The following is a 21,835-nucleotide window of genomic DNA, read 5'->3' on the forward strand; positions in this document are numbered from 1 at the left end:
ACCTATCAGGAACTATGAAAATGAACAATGGACTCATCACCCAACAAAGTACTAACTGTATTTGAGGAACTGGCTATAAAGCGAGTATTTCTGCCAAAGATACTGCTCTTCACATGGAGTCCTGAAAAATTTAAATACGTGTTGTCTAAACTGATACTGTCACTTAATGTACCATTGTGTATTGTACAGTTATTGCCAATCGTAACGTTGGGGCCAATGGACACATTTTTAAAAGTGCATCCATCTCCAATCACTACTGATCCTTTTAAAGTACAATTTTCAAATATATTATTTGAACCAATTTGATTGGCCTGCCTGGATAACAAGGATTTATTGGCATCCAGCCATCGGTCAGGTGTGCCGATATCATAAAAAGGTAGCTTGGTTACTCTGCTGGCGATTCTACATCCATTCGAAATCATCTGCTGAATGGCATCCGTAATTTCATACTCCCCTCTCCTCGATGGAGTGATCTGCTCGATGGCGTCAAAAATTTTATTGTTGAATGCATACATGCCGATAACTGCAAGATTGCTTTTAGGATGAGCAGGTTTTTCCTCTAATTTAACGATATGCTGATTGGACACCTCGGCAATGCCAAAGTCTTGAGGGTTACTAACAGGAGTAAGTAGTACAGCTCCATCATTTGCTGCAAAAATCTGCTGCAGCTTATCAATTCGGATCGTAAAAAGATTATCGCCAAGAAGTACGATGAAGGAATCCTCGCCAAGAAATTTCTTCGCCGAAAGAAGAGCATGAGCGATGCCGCGGGCCTCCATTTGGTATAATACCGTTACTTTCACAGTATCTTGGATACTTTCTATATAATCGACAATGATTTTCTGATCAGGTCTAATAACGACGCCTATATCCGTAATACCGCTTTCCAGAAGCGATTCAATGCATCTAAGAAGGATGGGTTTATTGAGAACTGGGATCAACGTTTTGGGAATTGAATGGGTATACGGCCGAAGCCGCGTACCTTGTCCAGCACAGAGAATAATTCCTTTCATACTTTAGTGTCCTCCCATATTCAAAATCAATCGGGTTAATGAATCGCGCATACGCGCTTGAGTCTGGACAAATTCCTTATCGATGGCTGTTCGATGTTTAACCGTACCCATTGCATTATGCCAGCGGTATCCCACCAGAGATTCATCCAGATATGGAAAGGGAATGCCCGACAGAATCACCCGGTACCAGAAGTCCAAATCATGTGTGTAAGGAAGGGATGTATTAAACATTCCAATACGATTGAATAAATCTCTTCTCATCATCACAGTACAGCCGTTAACGGGGTTACCTCGGAAGAAGCAGTAATAAAATTCCAGTAAATGTGCAAATACTAAGCTTGCATGATGCTGGGTTATACGGTTTTGATCGTCAATGTAATTAAAATTCGTATAAGAAATCAAAGCGTTCTTCTGCACCATGAATTGCACCTGACGCTCGATTTTATCGGGGTAAAATAGATCATCTGAGCTTAGCCAAGCGACATACTTACCGGAAGCATGCTTAATCCCATGGTTAAGGGCACTGGCTGTACCACCGTTGGACGTTCCCAAGTAATGAATATATGGATAATAGGGGATCAACCGCTCCGTGTATTGAGATGAACCGTCATCCACGACAATGATTTCAAGCGGCGCATATGACTGGTCCAAAACACTCTGAATCGCCTGATCCACGTAGGGATCATTATAAAAGGGAATAACGACTGTAACCAACGGTTTCATATTGGATCTCCCTTCATCGCTCTACAATATTGCATCACATCGGAAATCGATCTCTCAAAAGGGATGGTTGCTTTCCAACCGAGCCTCCTTATTTCAAGGAATGAAAGCGGGGGCGCAGGTGATTCAGGGGCTTGTTCCTTTCCCCACATGATGGGGAGGTCTCTATTGGTCATGTTCCTGAACGTTTCCACCACTTCTCTCAAGGTGCGCTCCTTGCCTGAACCAATGGCATAAACAGTGCCCGACTGTCCACGGCTCAAGAGAATCCTGTAGGCTTTGACCGCATCGCGGACATCCAAGAAATCACGGTGTATCTCACCAGAAGATACATGAAAATGTTCCGTTGACTCTCCCCGTTCCCACTGCACGATACGACATCCAAGAAGCGAACAAAAACCGGTAGATGGACCGGGGCCGATCAGATTAGAAGGTTCGGCTAGCATCACTGACTGGCCGAACAACTCTCTCCAGGAAAGAACTGCTGCTTTTTGCAGACTCTTGCTTAGCCCATATGGATGAGTAGGACGATAAGGTTCTGTCAATTTGAACCCCATCCTCGATCCCGCAACGAGCACCCGGCAGGATGGACGGGATCGAAGAGCGTTTAATAGGTACAAAATAGGAAGCATATTGGATTCAATATAAAGCAGTGGGTCATCCCAGGATTCAGGAACAGAATTTTTCCCTCCGAGATGAAGAACGTAGTCAGGTGCAATGTCACGAATTAATTGTTCAAGACGATACTTGTCAAGCAAGTCACATGAATAATACCTTACTCCATCCAATTGCTGTGATTTCTTGATCTGCCTGACTACAGCAGCTACCTGCATGCCCTGTTCAGCAAAATATCGGCAGGCATGATTACCGGTAAAGCCCATTGCTCCTGTAATTAGGATGACTCGCTTGCAGAGGAGTTCTCCCGCATCCATTGCTCCATCTCCTTCAACATGTCACGATAATGAGGGACATCATGACACCAGTCGCTGCGAGTGGATACGAGCGTTCTATTCAGAATTGGCATATCGCTAGGCACAACAGTCACATAACGCTGATTCCATATTTCCTGAAACAACAGCAGCAGATCATACTTGCTGATCGGCTGCTGATGAGCAAGGTGAACCAAACCCGATATAGGGGATGAAATCACAGCGTCGATCACTTTAGCCAGCTCTAATGTGGTGACCCCGTTCCAAAGTACATTTCGGTATCCCTTCACGATTCCGTGCTGACGCATGAACCAGTGCATAAGTCCAATCCCCTGCATGCGAATTTCCGGTCCGATAATCGAGGTGCGTATTGTTAGATGTCCCTGTGCACGAACTTCTCCCAAAGCTTTGGTCAATGCATAGACGCTTGTTCCATCCGGCTTATCGCCCTCATGATATCCGCCCCGTGTGCCTTCGAACACACAATCTGTACTGATGTGAATTAGACGTGCACCGATTCTTTCAGCGATAAGATACAGCCTGTGAGGAAGAATGCCATTGATGATATAGGCGTTGATCTGATCCTGCTCGGCGAAATGATTCAGCACGCCGATGGCATTGATTATGACATCGGGCTTTACCGTGTCTACGATCTTCTCAGCAGCGCAAAAATCGGCAGCATCAAGCACATATCCCCCGGTATTGCGGGGGTCCCGGGTCGTATAGAATATCTGATGCTTGCCCTGCTGCAAAAAGTAATTTACCAGCATATGGCCAGCCATTCCGCCGGCTCCCATAATAAGCAGCTTCATTTACAGGAATCCCCCATATCTCAGAATGTCACGGATCTCTTCTTTGTTCATCAGATGATGGTTCGAGCTGAAGCTGCTGAACAAGACGGGTCTGCAGTGATAATAATGCTCTCTGAGTTCTGGCATATAGAGTGTCGGCAGAATAACTAGACAATCCTCATCAAACTCAATCGTATTCTGACTTTCAAAGTCGCTCATCAGAATTTCATGGATCTTCTCACCAGGGCGTATTCCAGACTCCACGATGCTGACGTTGTCCTTGCCGGAAGCTTCAATTAATACCTCCGCCAGATCAATAATCCGGCAAGAAGGCATCTTCAGGACGAATATTTCTCCGCCCACACTTTCCTGAGCGGCATTGAACAGCATCTTGATCGCATCGCGCAGCGTCATGAAAAAGCGCGTCATTTCCATATGCGTGATGAATATCTGTCCTTTATTCCGAATCTGATCATTGAATACATGCACAACACTTCCGTTCGTACCTAGCACATTACCCCCACGGACAGTCACAAATTTCGTATCGCTGCTCAGCAGATTGGCATTGACGATGAGCTTTTCACCAATGGCCTTCGTCATGCCGTAAAAATTTGAAGGGTTCGCTGCTTTATCTGTCGATATATAGAATACTTTTTTGACCCTATTTTCGATCGAAGCCTGAATGACATTTTTGGTGCCAATAACATTCGTTTTCAACGCTTCATCGGGCTGTTCCTCACAGACGGGTACATGCTTCAATGCTGCAAGATGAAACACATAGTCAATGCCCCTGAAAGCAGCGGTCAACGATTCCTTGTCACGAATATCGCCGATTCGGAAGCTTAGACGACTGTCATCGAACACCCGTCTCATGGTCACCTGTGAAGATTCATTACGCGAGTATACGATCACTTCATCCGGTTTTTGCTCCAGAAGCTGGGAGACCAGTTCATACCCCCAGGAACCGGTACCTCCGGTGACCAAAATACGTTTTTTTTCAAACATGTATTTCACCTCCAAGCAATAATTGGACGACTTTATCCGAAACATTCTCCGTTAAGTACCCTTCAGGACATACCCAGCCCCGGTTCAAACGGATCATTAGATCAGCCGCGCGGTATATCGCCTTGGCATCCAGGCCAGTCACAATATTGCTGCCGCAGTCCACGGTTTCCGGACGCTCTGTCGTGTGCCGCATCGTTACTGTAGGGACCTGCATGATGCAGCATTCTTCCTGGACCGTTCCGCTGTCTGTTAATGCGCAGCATGCGAAGCGTTCCAGCTTCACAAAATCGAAAAATCCGAACGGCTCATGGAACTCTACAAGCGGATGCATATTTAAAAACTTGAGGCCTACTATACGTGAGGCTGTACGCGGATGAATGCTGCAAATGATCCGGAGTCCGTATTCCGAGGCAATAAGGTTTAACCCCTTCATGATCTGGTACAAACACTCCGGTTGATCCACATTCTCCGAGCGGTGGGCCGTGACCAGAAAATACTCCTTCGGCTTCAAGGAGAGGCTGTTCAAAATATCGCTCTCTGCAATGGATTTCTCATAGTTCTTCATCACCTCATAAATCGGATTGCCAGTCAGCACGATGCGGGAACTAGGAAAGCCTTCAGCAAGCAGATGCTTCTTGCTCTGTTCCGTATATGGCATATTAATGGATGACACTGCATCAATGACTCTTCTGTTTTTTTCCTCGGGTACATTCAGATCAAAACAGCGGTTTCCTGCTTCCATATGAACTACAGGATACCCGAGACGTTCCGCGAGAACAGCGCATAGTGCACTGTTGGTGTCACCAAGCAGCAGTATTTTATCTGGCTTCTCTTTCTCTAAAATAACCTCTATTTGTGAGAACATGGATGAGAGCTGTTTTCCCAGTGAAGCAGCTGCATTCTGCAAAATGTAATCCGGTGAGCGCAAACCCATCTGCCTGAAAAATATTCCGCTCAACCTTTCTTCAAAATTCTGCCCGGTATGCACCAGCACATGCCGCTCTGCATACCGATCTAGTTTAGGGAGGATGAGGCTGAGGCGAATAATTTCGGGCCTTGTGCCTAAAATCGTCATGATTTTCATAGCTCTCTCCTACCTCCGTCTTAATAATTTGATGCGGCGTTTCATCCGCCTGCCAGCTCTTGTCCTCCGCTTTCTATGGTAGCGCCTGACGGCAATTGCAGCCGCCTTCCTTCGGCTCATACGGCTCATACGGCCCATACGGCCCTTGCAGCCCTTGCGCCCCATGGGGCCTATGCGACCCTTTGTACTTCTTTTTCTTCGTTTCTTACGCGAGTCCCGATATGCTTTAACGCTCCGGGATATGCTTCCGCTCATCCAATCGGGACAACCTTGCTGCAGCTCATGGACAAATGCCTGAACTTTCTGACGGTAGACATTCAAACCATATTGGGCTCTTGCCGCAGCCGCGTTCCTGTTCCCGATATTTTGCATGTGTAAGGGGTCATTCAGCAGCTCAGCTACCTTGGCTGCAAGCGCAGTATAGTCGCCCGTCGGTACAATGAAGTGCCCGTTCCCCGTATTTCTCATTAGTTCTCCAAGACCGCCGGCGTCAAAGGCTACAACCGGTTTGCCGCAAAGCATTCCCTCGAGTGCCGTCATGCCGAAGCCTTCCTGCACCATGCTTGGTACAATGAGGATATCCATTGCACTGTATGCCAAATGAACCGATTCTACAAAAGGAATGAATCGAAAACGGGTACCATGGTTTGAAGCGTTCACTTCTGCGATGCAGCGTTCATAATACATCTGATCTGCCGGCTTCCCGATAACGACAAACTGGCAGTCGGTATTGGATTCAGATAAAGTCAAGGCCATGCGGATAAATTCGAGCAGTCCTTTTGGAGGATGGATAAAAGAAGAGATATAACCGACGCAAAGCTGGGAATTGTTGATGTGAAGAATGTTACGGTATTTAGTGCGGGTATGAGATCGGGAGGGACGAAGCAGCTTATCATCGGATGACGGGGGCAGCAGAATGATCGGCCGTGAAACGTTGCCCCGAAATACACGAGCCGCTGTCTCGGAAATCGCGATCAGACAATCACTGTATTTCTCCACGATAGCGATCGCTGCCGCTCTATGCACATTCTCTTGCATGATTTCGTTAATTTTCCATAAAACGGGGATGCCTAACGATTTCGCGGCTATAGCCGGCAAAACGTTCACGAGGGTATTGGTCAGAACGATGTCCGGCGCCGTCTCTTTTATGCATCGAACTACGGAGGGATAGTACGGATGGTTACGGAGCTCCTCCACCTCTTGTTCCAGCCGCTCTCCGGGAAAATACAGACGGTGGATCAGAGGATAAGGTTGAATCCGTACCAGGATACCTTGTTTTCTTGCATAGGCTGTCAGTTTTCCTTCCTGCGGGGCGATCAGAATACAGTTGAAATATGGGGCTATTTGCAGACAGAAAAACAGCAGAAGTTTTTCTGCCCCCGTAATGCTGTCCGTATTGCTGACATGGGAGAAAAGCATAAGTTTGGGCTTATAGGTTGTCATAAGCATGGACCTCAAGGGAATATAATAGACAGCATTTGATTCAGACGGTTTCCGTAGGTATGGTCCCTCATGGTCCGGTCGAAGGCATTCAAGGCAATTTCCCTACGTTCTTCTTCATGAGTCAGATAGTATTCGATCTTGTCGAGAAGCTCTTTCGGAGAACTATACGTTTCAATTTCTGTTTCTGGAGTATAGAATTTAGGAAGATCACTACGATAATCACTAAGCTGGAGAGTTGCACAGGCGGAAATTTCGAAGGTACGGGGATTAGGGGATGCAGCCGGTATTTTTACCATATTGTTGTTGATTGAATCATCCTCATGGGAACGATGGAGATTAATCACTATTTTTGAAGCATTATAGGCTTCGGCTGTTTCATGTGGACTCATCCACTTATTAAGCTCAATACTGTGCTGATATGAGGAATAGCTCGGCAGACGATCCCACCAGATTCCGTTGATGACGGTTTTGTACTGCATGAGTTGATCCATGATCGGGCTCAGATACTCGATCCGGTTCCAGTACGCCGATCCGATGAAGCTTACTTCCCTCCGCTTGGCAGAAGGTGTTTTTGACGGTCTATAGTGCTCGGAGAATGCGGCAAAAGGTAAATGATGCACCTTTAGGCAACCAAGCTGGTGATAGTATGGGATGCAGTTGGATTCCAATGTAAACACATAGTCGTAATGCTTCACATTTTCTGTGGTTATATCCGTATAATACGGATCATCCGTCAGCCAAACGGCGGTTTGAATTCCTTGCTTACGAATGGTATCGAGCTGATCATTATTCACGTACATACCGTCCAGAGCCAGGACCAAATCCGGCTCGATTTGGAAGGCCATCTCGCTTACCGACTGTCCTGGGTCAATAACGGTCAGCTCAGCGACCATGCCGCGAAGTGTCATTTGGATTGCTTCATCGATCGGGGAATACGGATATCCCTTTCCCGATGAGACATATAGTACATGGATGTTGCGGAAAGGAAATGAGGTGGAATGACGACCGATCACATAATCGGCACGCCCTTTTAAATATCCCTCGTCATATCCTCCACGATATCCTGCTTCACGGCCGCGTAACCTTGCTTTTTCGGCGGGATTTGCTCGTTTATACCGAATTACTCTTCTCCTGTGCTTTATGATTGACATGGGTAAGCCGCTCCTTTTCCAGTTTTTTAAACAAGCTCCAACAGCCGCCTCATTCTAGAAATAAAGGAATGCTCCATCCGTGTCGTCCACAGCCCGTGCCATGCCATCGCCAGTCGCTCATCCTCATGCTGAAGGTAATAGCTGATTTTGTCCTGTAGTTCCCTGACGGAACCAAAGGTTTCAATGTCATATCCCGGTCTGTAATGCGAGTTGATATCCTCGCGCACGTCTGTAATTTGAAAAGTTCCGCATGCACTGATTTCATAGGTACGGGGGTTGATGGATTTTGCCCTGATCTGATAGCTGTTTCGATTGTCCTGCCCATACTCATCCGGACGGTGGATATTAATGACTATTTTTGATCCGTTGTAGTAGTTGACGGTTTCCTCAGGAGCGATAAAACCTATATGCAGCGAGCGTTCCAGCTTTGAAAACTGGGTGAGTCTTTCCCAAAATCCTCCGGCAATAAGAACCTTCTTGTCCTCTAGAAACGGGGCCATTTCATCAAATATAGACACCCTGTTCCAAAAAGCATTACCGATAAAGCAAATATCATACTTATGCCTGGGCTCCGGACGCTGCGACTTGAACATCGCGGTATTCACGGCCAGAGGAAGATAATGCACCTTCGAAGCGCCAAGTCCCTGGTAAAAGGGAATACACCCTAATTCATGGGTAAAAACAATATCATATTTTGTACACATAAGGGCAGTATCCTCCGTAAAATACGGATCATCAACAAACCACACTGCTGTTTGAATACCCATCCCACGGACCTTCGCAATATCCTCCAGATGGTTTTCAGGGAATACATGCAGCCCGTTCATCACGAGAACCAGATCAGGCCGTTCCGTTGCCGCAAGTTGCAGCATATTCGGAGCTTCCCCAACGATACATTCCCTGATCAGACTGCGAAGTGCCGCTATTACTCCCTGATCAATCGCATGAAATCCCTGGGGAACATACAATATTTTCATATCCCGCTTATCAGGCTGAGGTAAAGGCACACGGTTTTCCACGGCCTGACAAATGCCAAGTCTGTAGCCATCCCCGTAACCATGGCGGTAACCCCGGTTATTTTCTGCAATTACTCCCACTGCTTTCACCTTGCTTATCATAATTTAAAAAGCAAATTCATTTTCCTGGTGATGCTCGAACTCGCTTCAGCTCCACTGAAAACTCATCATTCCTATAATCATAAATATATGCGGAAGAGACATTTGCATCATAGACAACAGCCTTTCTGAACGGAAATTGGCGTATATCACGATCTTCACACCAAAAAAGCCCTCATCTCCTTTGGTTTCCCATGGAGTGAAGGCTTGACTGTTCAGAGCGAAGCATATTTGTATCCTTTTTTGCAACATTCTCATTTGGATTGATAAGCTAGCTGATGTCCATCCTCATAACCTTTTGCGAACCCCGCATTAAACCCTTCATTATATGCTTCATCATACCCTTCATTATATGCAACGTCTGGCGCATGAGGCAATGCGGCCTGCGCCGCTGGAACCGGAAGCACCGGTTTAACCAATCTGCGCTTTCGCTTCCTGCGAATGACACCGAGCCGTTGATGCCGTCTCTTTCCGCGTTTTACTAGTTGACGCTGCTTTCCTTTATATAAACGCAGCTTTTTCATTCTGAGCAATCGAGTCCTACGGGCAATAAGAAGCTTACGTCTTCGGATGCTGGATTTCGCGGATCTGGGAACACGTTTCTTGGACTTCATCCGTTATTCCTCCTGTACTTCGGTCATCATGTATGCGGCAGTCGGGCGCTTCTGCCTGCTATATCTTATGCGGAGCGCCCACATTCAGTTACGCATAACATCTTTGATCGGTAAATTTATTACAATACAGGATTTTTCAGTATTGGAGGGGCGATGATAGGCAGACCATGGGGCAAGTTCTCCAGCTTCTCCGGCGGCAGCATGACAAGGCTTCTTTCTTTCAGATTCCATCGTTTCAGTGCAAATTCAGAAACAATCGGTCGGACTGAGCCTTTAATCCATTGATACACGGTTCCGTCACCGCAGCTGACGAGCTGCCCGTCTGCAAGCTCGCCACTTGGTGGTTTTAGCTCCGACAGCAGCGCCGCTTCACTCATGGAAGCTTCGGTTGTCGGGATGCTGCGGATATCCATTCTAGACAAAACCACTGGCCGTATTCCCGTTTCGTCTTCAAGAGCCGCGCAAGGGGATTTGGCGCCATCGCAGAGAAAATAATGCTGTCCTCCCTGATCCCGGATCAACACATGGGAAGGAAAAAAATCAGCGGGCGATCCGGCAGAAATAGAGCTTACCGTGTTTTGGAATAAGGAATCGTTGCGACGTACTTTCTCTACCCATACATGGGGATTTCCCCATTTCTCTCGGAAATACAGCTCATTATGTCTGTGAACAGCGTTAAATTGCTTCTGTCCGAGATTCTTCATGCTGACGCTCCCAAAGTGATGAATGAAAGAATCTCCAGCGATCAAAAGCTTTAAGCCACTGAGCCGGATTCGGATCATCCAGTCATCATCCTCGTAATTCCCGACTCGGAAGCCTTCGTCAAAATAACCGACCCGCTCTAATAGCTCCCTCCGAAACAGAATGCAAAATCCAACAAGCCGATCGGTCTGCCGCCACTTGGTCTCATCCGGTTTGAAGTGGGTAGCCGCGTATTCCCACATCTGATCCACGGTCTTATACGGAACGGCAATCTGCTGGTCACCACTGATATAATTGGTTACTGGTCCAACAGCACCAATCATGGAATCACTCTGCAGACAGCGCAGCATATGGGTTAGCCAGCCTGGAGTCACGAGCACATCGTTGTTCAGGATGACAATCGTATCACCTTTAGCCATCATGATGCCCTGATTGACTCCACCGGAAAATCCATGGTTGGTATCAAGCCGTTTTGAACGGATCTGCAATGATCTTTTTTCCAAATAGGCATCGGTTTCATCTGTCGAGGCATTATTCACGACAATAATTTCATAAGGTTCGGCAGTATGTGTCATTATGCTTTCAATGCAGCGGGCCAAATACTCCACCTGATTGTAGCTTGGAATAACGATGCTCGTGCCGTGAAAGGGCTGTCCAAAAGACTCTTTTCCCTTAGCAATGCCCTGCTCATATCCCTGTTCATAGCCCAGTCTGAAACGGCTCCCCTTATCCGGCAAGTTGCTTTTCCCTTTGCTTGAACTGCCTGGCTTCATGAGTTTCCGTGTAAATGATCTCCTCATATAGACACCTTCTTAATTATAGGCTAGATCTATAAAACGGAGCGCCCCTTAGTTGTATGACATTTCTCCCGAAATAAGCTTATCCGCCAAATGACCGAAATCAAGTGCTGTTTTGCCAAGTTCCTCAGCTATTTTCTGGCAGATGACAACCGCAGGTATGCCGCTAGCAACTAGCGCAATATCAAACAAGTACATTGACGCTTCCGATAGAACACGAGGAATATCCGCAAATCCGTTCACAGGGGTTATGACCCCTACGACATGTACTGAAGATGATGAAAGCATCCCCGCCATTTGTCCTACCACATTGCCGATCAACAGCACTCGTTTGCCACGAAGTAACGGCTGAAGCAGGCCATGCTCGAGCAGAGCGTAATTGATTGTAGACGTGGTAAATACAAGTGGGCCGTAATCGATGCCGTAATATCGCAGTACCGGGAACAGCAGTCCCTGGTAGGTAGGAAGACGCGATGTGGGAATTCCGATAATATCCGCCTTCCGTACCGCTTCTGCTAGTTGGTCTCGGGCAATGTAATCTGGCAGCTTCATGCCTGCATGCGGAAGGAATTGCCCCGCCGCTTTGACATGGTCAAGAGAGAGCACCGTATCATGTGCTAATGCAAGAAGCTCCCCGTCCCCCAGCCGTACTACCGAAAGCGGCTCTTTCCTTAAGATAGACTGATCAAGATGATGGTAGACTTCTTCCGGCCGCAGAAGCGGCTTCAGACGAGACAGATAACTCTGTAGACCGTTCTCCATGATCTCTCTTGCAGACACTTCAGGCAGAACCGTATAAGGCGGAAGCAAAGAGCCTAGTTCTTCTTCCGTTCCTACAGCGCTCCCTGTCCTGTAACCCATATCATATCCTTCCGCATAGGTTGCAGTGGGCTCTACGGACGCAGGCAGTGTCTGAGGGAAGTCCTCCTGCCAAAGCTTGGATTTACCTGGAATCCGTTTCCGTTTACCGGGAATCCTGAGTGCCGCCTTAGACCTGCGGCTTCTGGCAGTGTACCTTTTTCTGTCCGTCCTGCGTTTCCTTGTTTTATGCTTCGTCCGCCAACGTTTAGTAGACGAATGTGCACGGGCAGCTTTTGGCTTTCTTACATTTTTTACAGCAGCAGCCTGCTTCCGCAGTGGAATGAAGGCTGCATTAGAGAGCGGCCGTCTCATGGGATCATCCCCTTCATACGCCGGCCAGCTTCCTGAAGTGATTCGAAGGTCCCTGCATCACTCCACCATTTATGGAGAATATCATATTCCAGTTTACCCTGTGCTGCGTATACGTTGTTGACATCCGTTATTTCAAGCTCCCCACGTTCCGAAGGACTGAGCTGTGAGATGATATCGAACACAGCCGTATCGTACATATAAATTCCCGTAACACAATAGGAGGACTTGGGATTTACAGGCTTTTCCTCAATTTCGAGGATCAGCTCGAAATGGTTTTTATCGAATACAGGCACTCCGTAGCGTTTGGGATCCTTAACCTGCTTCAGGAGTACCCTAGCCGTCCCCTCCGGCTGGCGCTCATAGCTTTTTACGAATGGAGTCAAATCATCCATGAACAAATTGTCACCGAGCAGCACAATGAAACGCTCGCCTTGGTTCACAAACCCCCGGGCAAGCCCCAGTGCCTCCGCAATGCCACCCGCTGCTTCCTGAATTCGGTATGTCAGATTGACACTGAATTCCTTGCCGCTTCCTAAAAAGTCCGTATATAAGCCAGCAGACTGCTTACCCATGATGATTAAAATATCGGTAATCCCCGCCTGCCGCAGTCTGTCGATGCCATAGACAATCATGGGATACTTCCCCACAGGAAGCAAATGCTTGTTAATCAGCCGGGTCAGCGGATACAATCTTGTTCCTGTCCCGCCTGCCAAAACGACGCCTTTCACTGCACTTCTCCTCCTTTGGGTTTGCTGTTACGCTCTTCAATATATTTACGGGGATCAAAATTCCATTTATCCATGAACAACCGAAAATTTCTATCAATCAATGCCTGCAGCTTTTCCGGATTTGACCGCTTAAAGCTGGCGCTCCCCCTATGATGTACCAGTACATCCTTGCAGATCAGGAGAGTGTAACCCGAAATACAGGCCCTGTGGCACAAATCGTCATCCTCATAATGGCCCGGTGAAAAAGCTTCGTCCAGAAAGCCAACCCTATGCAGAACCTCTCTTTTAAGCAGCAAGCACATGCCAATAATCCGCTTCACTTCAACCCAGCGCCTAGTGTCCGAACGGTTATTTTCAGCGGCGATCCGCTGAAAATCAGTCAAGTCCTCGAATGAAAGCTCCACCTTTTGCAACCCGCTTGCCGCATTGGTCACCGGCCCGACCATCCCAATATCTGTCCTGCTGTTCAGGGCAGAGAGTAAATTCGACAGCCAATTACGTGTCACCGTCACATCATTGTTAAGCAGCAGAAGATAGTCGCCTCTCGCCATTTTCATCCCTAAATTGCATGCTTTAGGAAAACCCTCATTCACCGGCAGAGAAATAAATACAATGTCCTCGCTTATGCAATATGCATCCGTTCCATCTGTTGAAGCGTTATCTACGACGATGATTTCGTAAGGAACATCAGTATATTTTCGGATAGATTCAACGCATGAAGTTAACAAGTCCAGTCCATTGCTGGTTGGTATAATGATGCTGGTCAGTCCCGGTTGCAGCCTCATATGGCATTCCTCCGCATCGCGACATCCTTGCGGGATAAGCTGCCCTTGAAACCTGATATTCCCCGCCGCCCCATTATTTCCTCAAGTGCCTCCGCATGATCGCCGATAATCATATCCGCGACCGCATTCCCCTTACCTGTATTTGCTTCACGTTTCCTGTTTTCTGAGAAGACGTTGACCGCATATACGGCCTTTACCCTGTAACCTTTAAGAACGGCCAGAGCCTGCGCTTTTGGCGGTACGATAAGATGCTGAGCATCCATTTCCCGAATCAAACGCCCGGAAAGGGCATGTGGGACAGCTGTCAGAGAGTTGGCTCCCAAGTCACTTCGTCCCAGAACCATATTTAAAAAGCTCTTGAAGTGCGTCACCTCATCCTGATGTTTAAACGATGGAAGAAATCCATTCAGATCATTAAGTGCAGCATCACATCCGCCATCCACGGCGTACAGGAAAGGAGCCAGATGTTCCGCTGAAATCACCATATCCCCATCACAGAATAAAACCGCATCTGCTCTGGTCAGCCTGGCCCCGATGCTTCTTCCTACATCATGGCCTAGGAGCTTTGGATAATAAATCACTGTAACTAACGGATGACTGCGCGTGATCTTATAGCTGTTGTCCTTGCAGCCGTTTAATACGACAATGATCTCCTGCAGAGGCAGCCTCTCCAGTTCACTCAACATCTCGTGAAGACTGTCTTCTTCACTGCTTGCACAAACCACGGCAGCAGCGCTGCCATTCAGCAGTAGCGGCACTCCCCGTTTCTTGCTGCCTCCTCTTTTGGAGTACCCCTGAACGTACGTCTCCGATAACCGTTTTAATAGGGCATACTTCGGCCTTGCACTTATATTGGTGTTCATCCACTTCACAAAAGATTGCTGAAGATGTGATTTATAAAAGAATAATTCCGGATCTGCCGCTTCTTCCCGTTCCATGCTTCCGGCCCTCCATCCAGCCATGAACGCGCGCCTGACCCGCTGATCCTTATTCCTGATTGGGGCGACAGAAGAACGCGGTTTTAATTTCAAATGAGGCCTTCTCCTCACTCTGCTTATACTCCTCCGGCTGCCCAAACGTCCCGATCTGCCTTTTCTGCCGCTCAATTGTCTCACCTTCCTGCCCATTCTCTTTTCCGCCCGAGATCATTGTGACCACCTCTTGGGTCTGTATGGGATAAGTACCAATTCAATGCCTGTAAATGATCATCAATGACCACCTGCTGTAAAAGATCCTGCCCGCTTGATTTGCCCCTTCTCCGGTTCAGCCTGCCCACGGGGACATGATGAACGGCGGAAACTATAAGGTTCGAATGGATCGCTATGGCCTGCGCAAGCGGTGGAATGGAGAGGTTGCTTATTCCAATGATGTCAGCGGCACGTCGGCTCATGGCATGAGGGACAGCTGTCAACGAGGCACCCAGCAAATCTGAGCGTTTTAGCATTGTATTCAGTGTATGCTTGGCTAATATGACGGGATGGACCTGGCGGCGTTGAACCGGCCCACGATAACTGTTCAGTGCAACATCTGTACCCTTCAATACCGCGTTTACGAAGGGCCGCAGATAATGTGATTTAATCCTCATATCCGCATCAACAAAAAGCAGTACCTCACCTTTGGATGCTTTAGCACCAATGGTTCTGCCCACATCATGTCCTAGCGGCTGGTCAAACTGCAGCACTTGGGCTCCCATCGCTAGTGCGATTTCTGCTGTGCGGTCGTTACAGCCATTGGCCACAACGATTACTTCAGTGGATTCATGAACCTGCCAGGCTTCCCGGATGACATCTCTAATTGTCTTCTGTTCATTCATCGCAGGAATAATGACCGATACGACAGGGTGCTCACAGCTTCTGCGTCCCCAAAAGCTTATCGTGCGGTTCCGTTTTCGTCTCCTAAGTGATTTACGCTTTCGTCCGGATGGCTTGTGCATGCAGGCATACTCCCCCCCCTGTTCGATACGGCTGATGCTGCCTTGTGTATCGTATGTGTCCGTTATCGCAATGGAAGCGGCGTTTGTACTAATCCGGAGCATATCCGGAAGATCATCTGTAGGAAAAGGTAAAGACGCAGGAAAGATCCTGCGCCTTTTAATAATGCCTTTTGCGATTAAAAAGTAGTTGTTTCGAAATACCTTGAGCCCGAACTTACAGTTGGTCTGTAAACGGGTGGTCCTCCGACACTTCTTCGGTCTCCAATTCCGAACCATCAGCAGTCTCCAATACCGAACCAACAGCAGTTTCCAATTCCGAACCATCAGCAGTTTCCAATTCCGAACCATCAACAGCCTCTAATACTGAACCAACAGCAATCCAGGAAAGTAAACCAAAAGTCTCAGCTTCACCTTGGCGGCGCACCACTTCGATAAACGCCGTATCCTCCTGCTGTGATTTCATGTAAGCATAGAAATCCGGATGATTGCTCATCGCGACGATCACATAATGATTTCCTGGGTATGGCTGCTGTAGCGAGATTGGTACTTCAACCTGATGTTGTCCTTCCCCGATTTGGAAAGAGGCGACACCGAACTGCTGAATACTCGGCTCATGGGAAGCACTTTGGACGGGGGCGAAGGCTAGATGGGCTGCTGAAACCGATTGATGGGATAAATGCCGTCCTTGGATAGATTGATCCTGAAGATGACGACTGCTTACGGCTCCTTCCTGCAAAGCTTCGGTTGATACGGCGCCATCAGCCAAGTGCTGCTCTATAACGCTTCCCGCCTGAAGTTGGCTGCTGCCTACAGACTCTGCCGCCAGATGCCTCATACTTACAGCATCATCTGCCAAATGCTGCTCCTGTACGGCGCCTGCTTGCAGATGATAAGCTGCCACCGCCTCCGATGTCAGCTGCTCGGAACCAACCGACTCGAAAGCGAGCTTATCACGCGTTACGGCTCCATCCTGAATCGCTCCTCCAGATACGGAGCCTTCTGTCAAGTGGCGTTCCTCAATGCTTCCAGGCTGAAGCTGCTCCACTCCCACCGATTCTGCAGCCAGATGGCGTTGCACGATGGCGTCAGGGGCGACATGCCTCTGCTGTATGCTTTTTTCATGAAGATGAATGGACCGCACCGAATCCTGCTGAATATTGACGCTTCCAACCGACTCGGCAGCCATATGAAGCGCTGTGATCGAAGCTTCCCTAATTGCTTCCGTAGTCACTGCTCCACTGGCCAAATGCTTCTCTCCAATGATGCCGGTCTGGAGATGTTCTTCTCCGACCGATTCAGCTGCCAGATGCATATAATCTATCGTTCCAGAAGCGATATGACGTTTTTGTACGGACTTCTCTTGCAATTGAGATGATCCTACAGAATCCGGATGGAAGTGGACATTTCTAATCGAGCCCGGTGCAATCTTTTCCGCTGTCACGGCTTCTCCCTGCAAAGCTTCAGCCGATACGGCGCCACTTACCAAATGCTGCTCAGTAACGCTTCCTGCCTGAAGTTGGCTGCTGCCTACGGACTCTGCTGCCAAATGCCTCATGTTTACAGCATCATTCGCCAAATGCTGCTCCTGTACGGCGCCTGCTTGCAGATGATAAGCCGCCACCGCCTCGGATGCTAGCTGCTCGGAACCAACCGACTCGGCAGCCATGTGAAGCGCTGTGATCGAAGCTTCCTTAATTGCTTCCGTAGTCACCGCTCCACTGGCCAAATGCTTCTCTCCAATGATGCCGGGCTGGAGATGTTCTTCCCCGACCGATTCAGCTGCCAGATGCATATAGTCTATCGCTTCAGAAGCGATATGCCATTTTTGTACGGACTTATCTTGCAATTGAGATGATCCTACAGATTGTGGCTGGAAGTGAACATTTCCTATCGAGCCCGGTGCAATCTTTTCCGCTGTCACGGCTTCTCCCTGCAAAGCTTCAGTCGATATGGCGCCACTTACCAAATGCTGCTCAGTAACGCTTCCCGCCCGAAGTTGGCTGCTGCCTACAGATTCTGCTGCCAGATGTCTCATGCTTACAGCTTCATTCGCCAAATGCCGCTCCTGTATGGCGCCTGCTTGCAGATGATAAGCCGCTACCGCCTCCGATGCCAGCTGCTCGGAACCAACCGACTCGGCAGCCATGTGAAGCGCTGTGATCGAAGCTTCCTTAATTGCTTCCGTAGTCACCGCTCCACTGGCCAAATGCTTCTCTCCAATGATGCCAGGCTGGAGATGTTCTTCCCCGACCGATTCAGCTGCCAGATGCATATAGTCTATCGCTTCAGAAGCGATATGCCATTTTTGTACGGACTTATCTTGCAATTGAGATGATCCTACAGATTCCGGCTGGAAGTGAACATTTCCAATCGAGCTTGGTGCAATCTTATCCGCTGTCACAGCTTCTTCCTGCAAAGCTTCAGTCGATACGGCGCCATAGGCCAAATGCTGCTCTGTAACGCTTCCCGCCTGAAGTTGGCTGCTGCCTACGGACTCTGCTGCCAAATGCCGCATGTTTACAGCTTCGTTCGCCAAATGTCGCTCCTGTACAGCGCCTGCTTGCAGATGATAAGCCGCCACCGCCTCCGATGTCAGCTGATGGGGACCAACCGACTCGAAAGCAAGCTTATTGCGTGTTACGGCTCCATCCTGAATCGCTCCTCCTGATACGGAGCCTTCTGTCAAATGGCGCTCCACAATGCTTTCTGGGCGAAGCTGCTCTGCTCCTACGGACTCTGACGCCAAATGTTGGAATCTGACGCCTCCATTTTCAATGGCAAGGGGATGTACAGCCCCTTCGGCGATATGCTCTTTTCCTACGGCCCCCGTGGCGATTTTAGATGATGAGACACTGCCTTCCGCCAGTTTGCTGACAGTAATGGCCAGATCCTGAATTTTATCCGTAGCTACGCACTCGGGTGACAGCTTTACTGAGGTTACTGCATGATTGGCCAGATGGGCCGGCGATATAATAGCCGCGTTCAAATGCTTGGATTGAATACTTCCTGCAGCAAGTTGATCGGAAGTAACCGAGTCATTGCCGAGGATTTCAGTGCCAATAATTCCCCGCTGCAAATGTTCAGCCGAAATGGCTCCATTTCGGATATGACGGGACGAGACCGCATCATCCATTATAGCTTCCGACTCTATGCTCTGCTTCGCCAAATGCCGGCTGCTGACAGCACCTGACCGGATATGTTCGCCTCCAATGCCATCAGGCTTGATGTGAACATTTCCTATCGAACCCGGTGCAATCTTATCCTCTGTCACGGCTTCTTCCTGCAAAGCTTCAGCCGATACGGCGCCATAGGCTAAATGCTCCTCCGTAACGCTTCCCGCCTGAAGTTGGCTGCTGCCCACGGACTCTGTCGCCAGATGCCTTATGTTTACAGCATCATTCGCCAAATGCCGCTCCTGTACGGCGCCTGCTTGCAGATGATAAGCCGCCACCGCCTCCGATGTCAGCTGATGGGGACCAACCGACTCGAAAGCAAGCTTATTGCGTGTTACGGCTCCATCCTGAATCGCCCTACCAGATACAGAGCTTTCTGTCAAATGGCGTCCCTCAATGCTTTCAGGCTGAAGCTGCTCCGTTCCCACCGATGCTGCAGCCAGATGCTGGTATTTGACCGCTCCATTTTCAATGGCAAGGGGATGCACAGCTCCTTCGGCGACATGCTCTTTGCCTATAGCCCCTCTAGCGATTTTGGATGACGAGACGCTGCCATCCGCCAGTTTGCTGACTGTAACGGCCAGATCCTGGATTTTGTCCGTAGCAACGCACTCGGGTGACAGCTTTACTGAGGTCACAGCATGATTGGCCAGATGGGTCGACGATACAATAGATGCGTTCAAATGTTTGGAAAGAATACTTCCTGCAGCAAGCTGTTCGGAGGTAACCGAGTCCTTGCCGAGAATTTCAGTACTGATAATTCCCCGCTGCAGATGTTCAGCCGAAATGGCTCCATTTCGGATATGACGGGATGAGACCGCATCATCCACTATAGCTTCCGACTCTACGCTATGATTCGCCAAATGCTGGCTTTCGATAGCATCTGACCGGATATGTTCGCCCCCAATGCCATCCACGGCGAGAATGTCGCCTCCGACAGATCGCAACGCCAGCTTTTCACCTGTAACACTGTTTTTGGCCAGCTTCTCTGCTGTAACAGAGGCAGACTGCAACTGGCCGGATCCAACGGCTCCTCCTGCAATATGTTTTTCCTCCAAGGCACGCGGGGCTAGATGTTTGCCCAAAATGGAAGACTGTTGCAAATGCCTGGACCCTACACTGTTCTCTGTCAGGTGATTTCCATGAATTGTCCCATACCGGATATGCTCTCCCGCCACCGATTCCGGTGCGATTTGTCCCGCCTGCACCGAGCCCTGAGCGAGATGCCTCGTTTGAACTGCTTCATTGGCAATTTTGCTTGGAAGAATACTCTGGTCCGCAATTTTGGATGAAGTTACGGTCTGCTCCACAATGTGAGCTGTACCGATTGACTGTTCCTCCAGTTTGACAGAACTGATGCTGAAATCGGCGATGTGGATTGCGGTGATTTCGCCTGCACCAATATTTCTCCCCAGGATGGACCCTTCCGCAAAATGCATCCCTGTAACTGCTAAAGGCGCAATTTTATCTGAAGTTATGGCTCCCTGCCGAATGTGACTGCCACTCACAGAATCATGTTCGAGTTGGAGAGAACCAATGCTTCCCTCTGCGATTTGCTCACTTCCTATGGTCTTATTTTCAAACAAATCTCCCGTTAGGGATTGACTGCGCAGATGCTTTCCATCAATGGAGTGCTCTCTGATCTTCTCTCCGGTAATTTCACCGTCACGAATTTTCGAAGCAGTCACTGCACCGTCCGCCAGCTTAGAGGTGTCAACCGCTTCGTTCACCAGATGATGTGTCTGTACGCTCGAACCTGCAATTTTCTCCTTGGTGACAGCCTCTTCTTGTATTAACTCGGTCGAAATAATAAGTTCAGCAAGATGCCGCGAGCGGATAGAACCATTTGCAAATTTATCCGATGAAATGGCCTGGTCTTGAAGTTTGGCGGATGAAATGCTGCCTTCACGAATTTTTTCTCCGCTAATCGAGTAATCCCTTAGCTTGTTCCCACTGATTGCGTTATCAACCAAATGCTCCTCCGTAATCGAATACGGGGCAATTTTAGAGGCCGTAACGGCGCCGTTTTGCAAATGGATATGAGAAACGGCATAGTCGGCAATGGCTTCGCTATCGACTGCACCAGGCTTCAGTCTGGAAGAATCCACAGCGCGTGGGGCTATTTTAGATGTAACCACAGCACCGTCACTCAAATCTTGAGTATAAATAAAGGGCCGTGTCGTTTCCGGCAGCTTTTTTTCCCCGAGCTTTTCCTCTATCACCTGCAGCGGCAGACGATAATCCTCGACGGCTTCTTCAGTTATGGCATCAGCGGTGTCTTCATTCCCCTCTTCATAATCATTCCCAACCACTGCTTCAGTTTGAGAGATTTCTCCTTCCGATATGATCTCCGTGGCAGTTGAGCGAATCTGAAGATTCGTATTCTGGTTTGACTTAGCTGATGTTGACTTATCTGGTGTTGACTTATCTGGTGTTGACTTATCTGGTGTTGGCTTATGAATCATCTCGAGCTCATGCAAATTGGGGTCATCCACAAAATAAAGACGTTTAACAGCCTTTTCCTTTTCGGGCCGTTTCTTAACCTTCTTTTTCAAACACTTTCGCTCCCTTCCTGACCCTATCGTCCTAAGGCATCATATGCGTCAGAGTAGGCCATTGTCACTGAAGAGCCAGTTTTTGCATCATTTCATGCCACCCGCGCTGCTGTATGCTTCTATT

17 protein-coding genes are annotated in these 21,835 nt (G+C 48.5%); all 17 read right to left on the reverse strand.

What is annotated here, in order from left to right:
* Nucleotides 1–5 precede the first annotated feature (5 nt).
* The gene (locus MUG84_RS19365) at nt 6–1,013 is read right to left on the reverse strand and encodes a sugar phosphate nucleotidyltransferase (RefSeq protein ID WP_244727852.1); all 1,008 of its coding nucleotides are present in this window, start codon (nt 1,011–1,013) and stop codon (nt 6–8) included.
* 3 nt (nt 1,014–1,016) lie between these two features.
* Nucleotides 1,017–1,736 (reverse strand): glycosyltransferase, encoded by a 720-nt coding sequence (locus MUG84_RS19370; RefSeq protein WP_244727855.1) that lies wholly within the window; start codon nt 1,734–1,736, stop codon nt 1,017–1,019.
* Nucleotides 1,733–2,665, reverse strand: a complete 933-nt coding sequence (locus MUG84_RS19375; protein ID WP_244727857.1) for an NAD-dependent epimerase/dehydratase family protein — start codon at nt 2,663–2,665, stop codon at nt 1,733–1,735. The genes MUG84_RS19370 and MUG84_RS19375 overlap by 4 nt, the downstream gene beginning before the upstream one ends.
* Nucleotides 2,626–3,474: a dTDP-4-dehydrorhamnose reductase family protein gene (locus MUG84_RS19380; RefSeq protein WP_244727859.1), complete on the reverse strand. Its 849-nt coding sequence runs from the start codon at nt 3,472–3,474 to the stop codon at nt 2,626–2,628. The genes MUG84_RS19375 and MUG84_RS19380 overlap by 40 nt, the downstream gene beginning before the upstream one ends.
* Nucleotides 3,475–4,458, reverse strand: coding sequence for a polysaccharide biosynthesis protein (locus tag MUG84_RS19385; RefSeq protein ID WP_244727861.1), 984 nt, complete (start codon nt 4,456–4,458; stop codon nt 3,475–3,477). It lies immediately after the preceding gene.
* The gene (wecB, locus tag MUG84_RS19390) at nt 4,451–5,542 is read right to left on the reverse strand and encodes a non-hydrolyzing UDP-N-acetylglucosamine 2-epimerase (RefSeq protein ID WP_244727864.1); all 1,092 of its coding nucleotides are present in this window, start codon (nt 5,540–5,542) and stop codon (nt 4,451–4,453) included. Before wecB ends, MUG84_RS19385 begins: the two co-directional genes overlap by 8 nt.
* Before the next feature lie 9 nt (nt 5,543–5,551).
* The gene (locus MUG84_RS19395) at nt 5,552–6,985 is read right to left on the reverse strand and encodes a glycosyltransferase family 4 protein (RefSeq protein ID WP_244727866.1); all 1,434 of its coding nucleotides are present in this window, start codon (nt 6,983–6,985) and stop codon (nt 5,552–5,554) included.
* A gap of 11 nt (nt 6,986–6,996) precedes the next feature.
* Entirely contained in the window at nt 6,997–8,136 is a 1,140-nt protein-coding gene (locus MUG84_RS19400; protein ID WP_244727868.1) for a CgeB family protein, read from the reverse strand.
* 26 nt (nt 8,137–8,162) lie between these two features.
* On the reverse strand, nt 8,163–9,254 hold the full coding sequence (locus MUG84_RS19405) for a CgeB family protein (RefSeq protein ID WP_425313239.1): 1,092 nt from the start codon (nt 9,252–9,254) through the stop codon (nt 8,163–8,165).
* Nucleotides 9,255–9,505: 251 nt separating this feature from the next.
* Nucleotides 9,506–9,865: a hypothetical protein gene (locus MUG84_RS19410; protein ID WP_244727873.1), complete on the reverse strand. Its 360-nt coding sequence runs from the start codon at nt 9,863–9,865 to the stop codon at nt 9,506–9,508.
* A 119-nt stretch (nt 9,866–9,984) separates the two neighbouring features.
* Complete coding sequence (locus tag MUG84_RS19415) at nt 9,985–11,367, reverse strand: glycosyltransferase family 2 protein (RefSeq protein WP_244727875.1); 1,383 nt, start codon at nt 11,365–11,367, stop codon at nt 9,985–9,987.
* 48 nt (nt 11,368–11,415) lie between these two features.
* Nucleotides 11,416–12,537: a GT-D fold domain-containing protein gene (locus tag MUG84_RS19420; protein WP_244727877.1), complete on the reverse strand. Its 1,122-nt coding sequence runs from the start codon at nt 12,535–12,537 to the stop codon at nt 11,416–11,418.
* Entirely contained in the window at nt 12,534–13,265 is a 732-nt protein-coding gene (locus tag MUG84_RS19425) for a sugar phosphate nucleotidyltransferase (protein WP_244727880.1), read from the reverse strand. The genes MUG84_RS19420 and MUG84_RS19425 overlap by 4 nt, the downstream gene beginning before the upstream one ends.
* Nucleotides 13,262–14,050, reverse strand: coding sequence for a glycosyltransferase family 2 protein (locus MUG84_RS19430; RefSeq protein WP_244727883.1), 789 nt, complete (start codon nt 14,048–14,050; stop codon nt 13,262–13,264). Before MUG84_RS19430 ends, MUG84_RS19425 begins: the two co-directional genes overlap by 4 nt.
* Entirely contained in the window at nt 14,047–14,988 is a 942-nt protein-coding gene (locus MUG84_RS19435; RefSeq protein WP_244727885.1) for a glycosyltransferase family 2 protein, read from the reverse strand. The genes MUG84_RS19430 and MUG84_RS19435 overlap by 4 nt, the downstream gene beginning before the upstream one ends.
* Before the next feature lie 173 nt (nt 14,989–15,161).
* Complete coding sequence (locus MUG84_RS19440) at nt 15,162–15,983, reverse strand: glycosyltransferase family 2 protein (protein ID WP_244727887.1); 822 nt, start codon at nt 15,981–15,983, stop codon at nt 15,162–15,164.
* Between the two features lie 214 nt (nt 15,984–16,197).
* Nucleotides 16,198–21,711, reverse strand: coding sequence for a WIAG-tail domain (locus tag MUG84_RS19445; protein ID WP_244727889.1), 5,514 nt, complete (start codon nt 21,709–21,711; stop codon nt 16,198–16,200).
* Nucleotides 21,712–21,835: the final 124 nt, after the last annotated feature.

The sequence above is a fragment of the Paenibacillus mangrovi genome (assembly GCF_022898935.1).
Taxonomy (GTDB): domain Bacteria; phylum Bacillota; class Bacilli; order Paenibacillales; family Paenibacillaceae; genus Paenibacillus_AQ; species Paenibacillus_AQ mangrovi.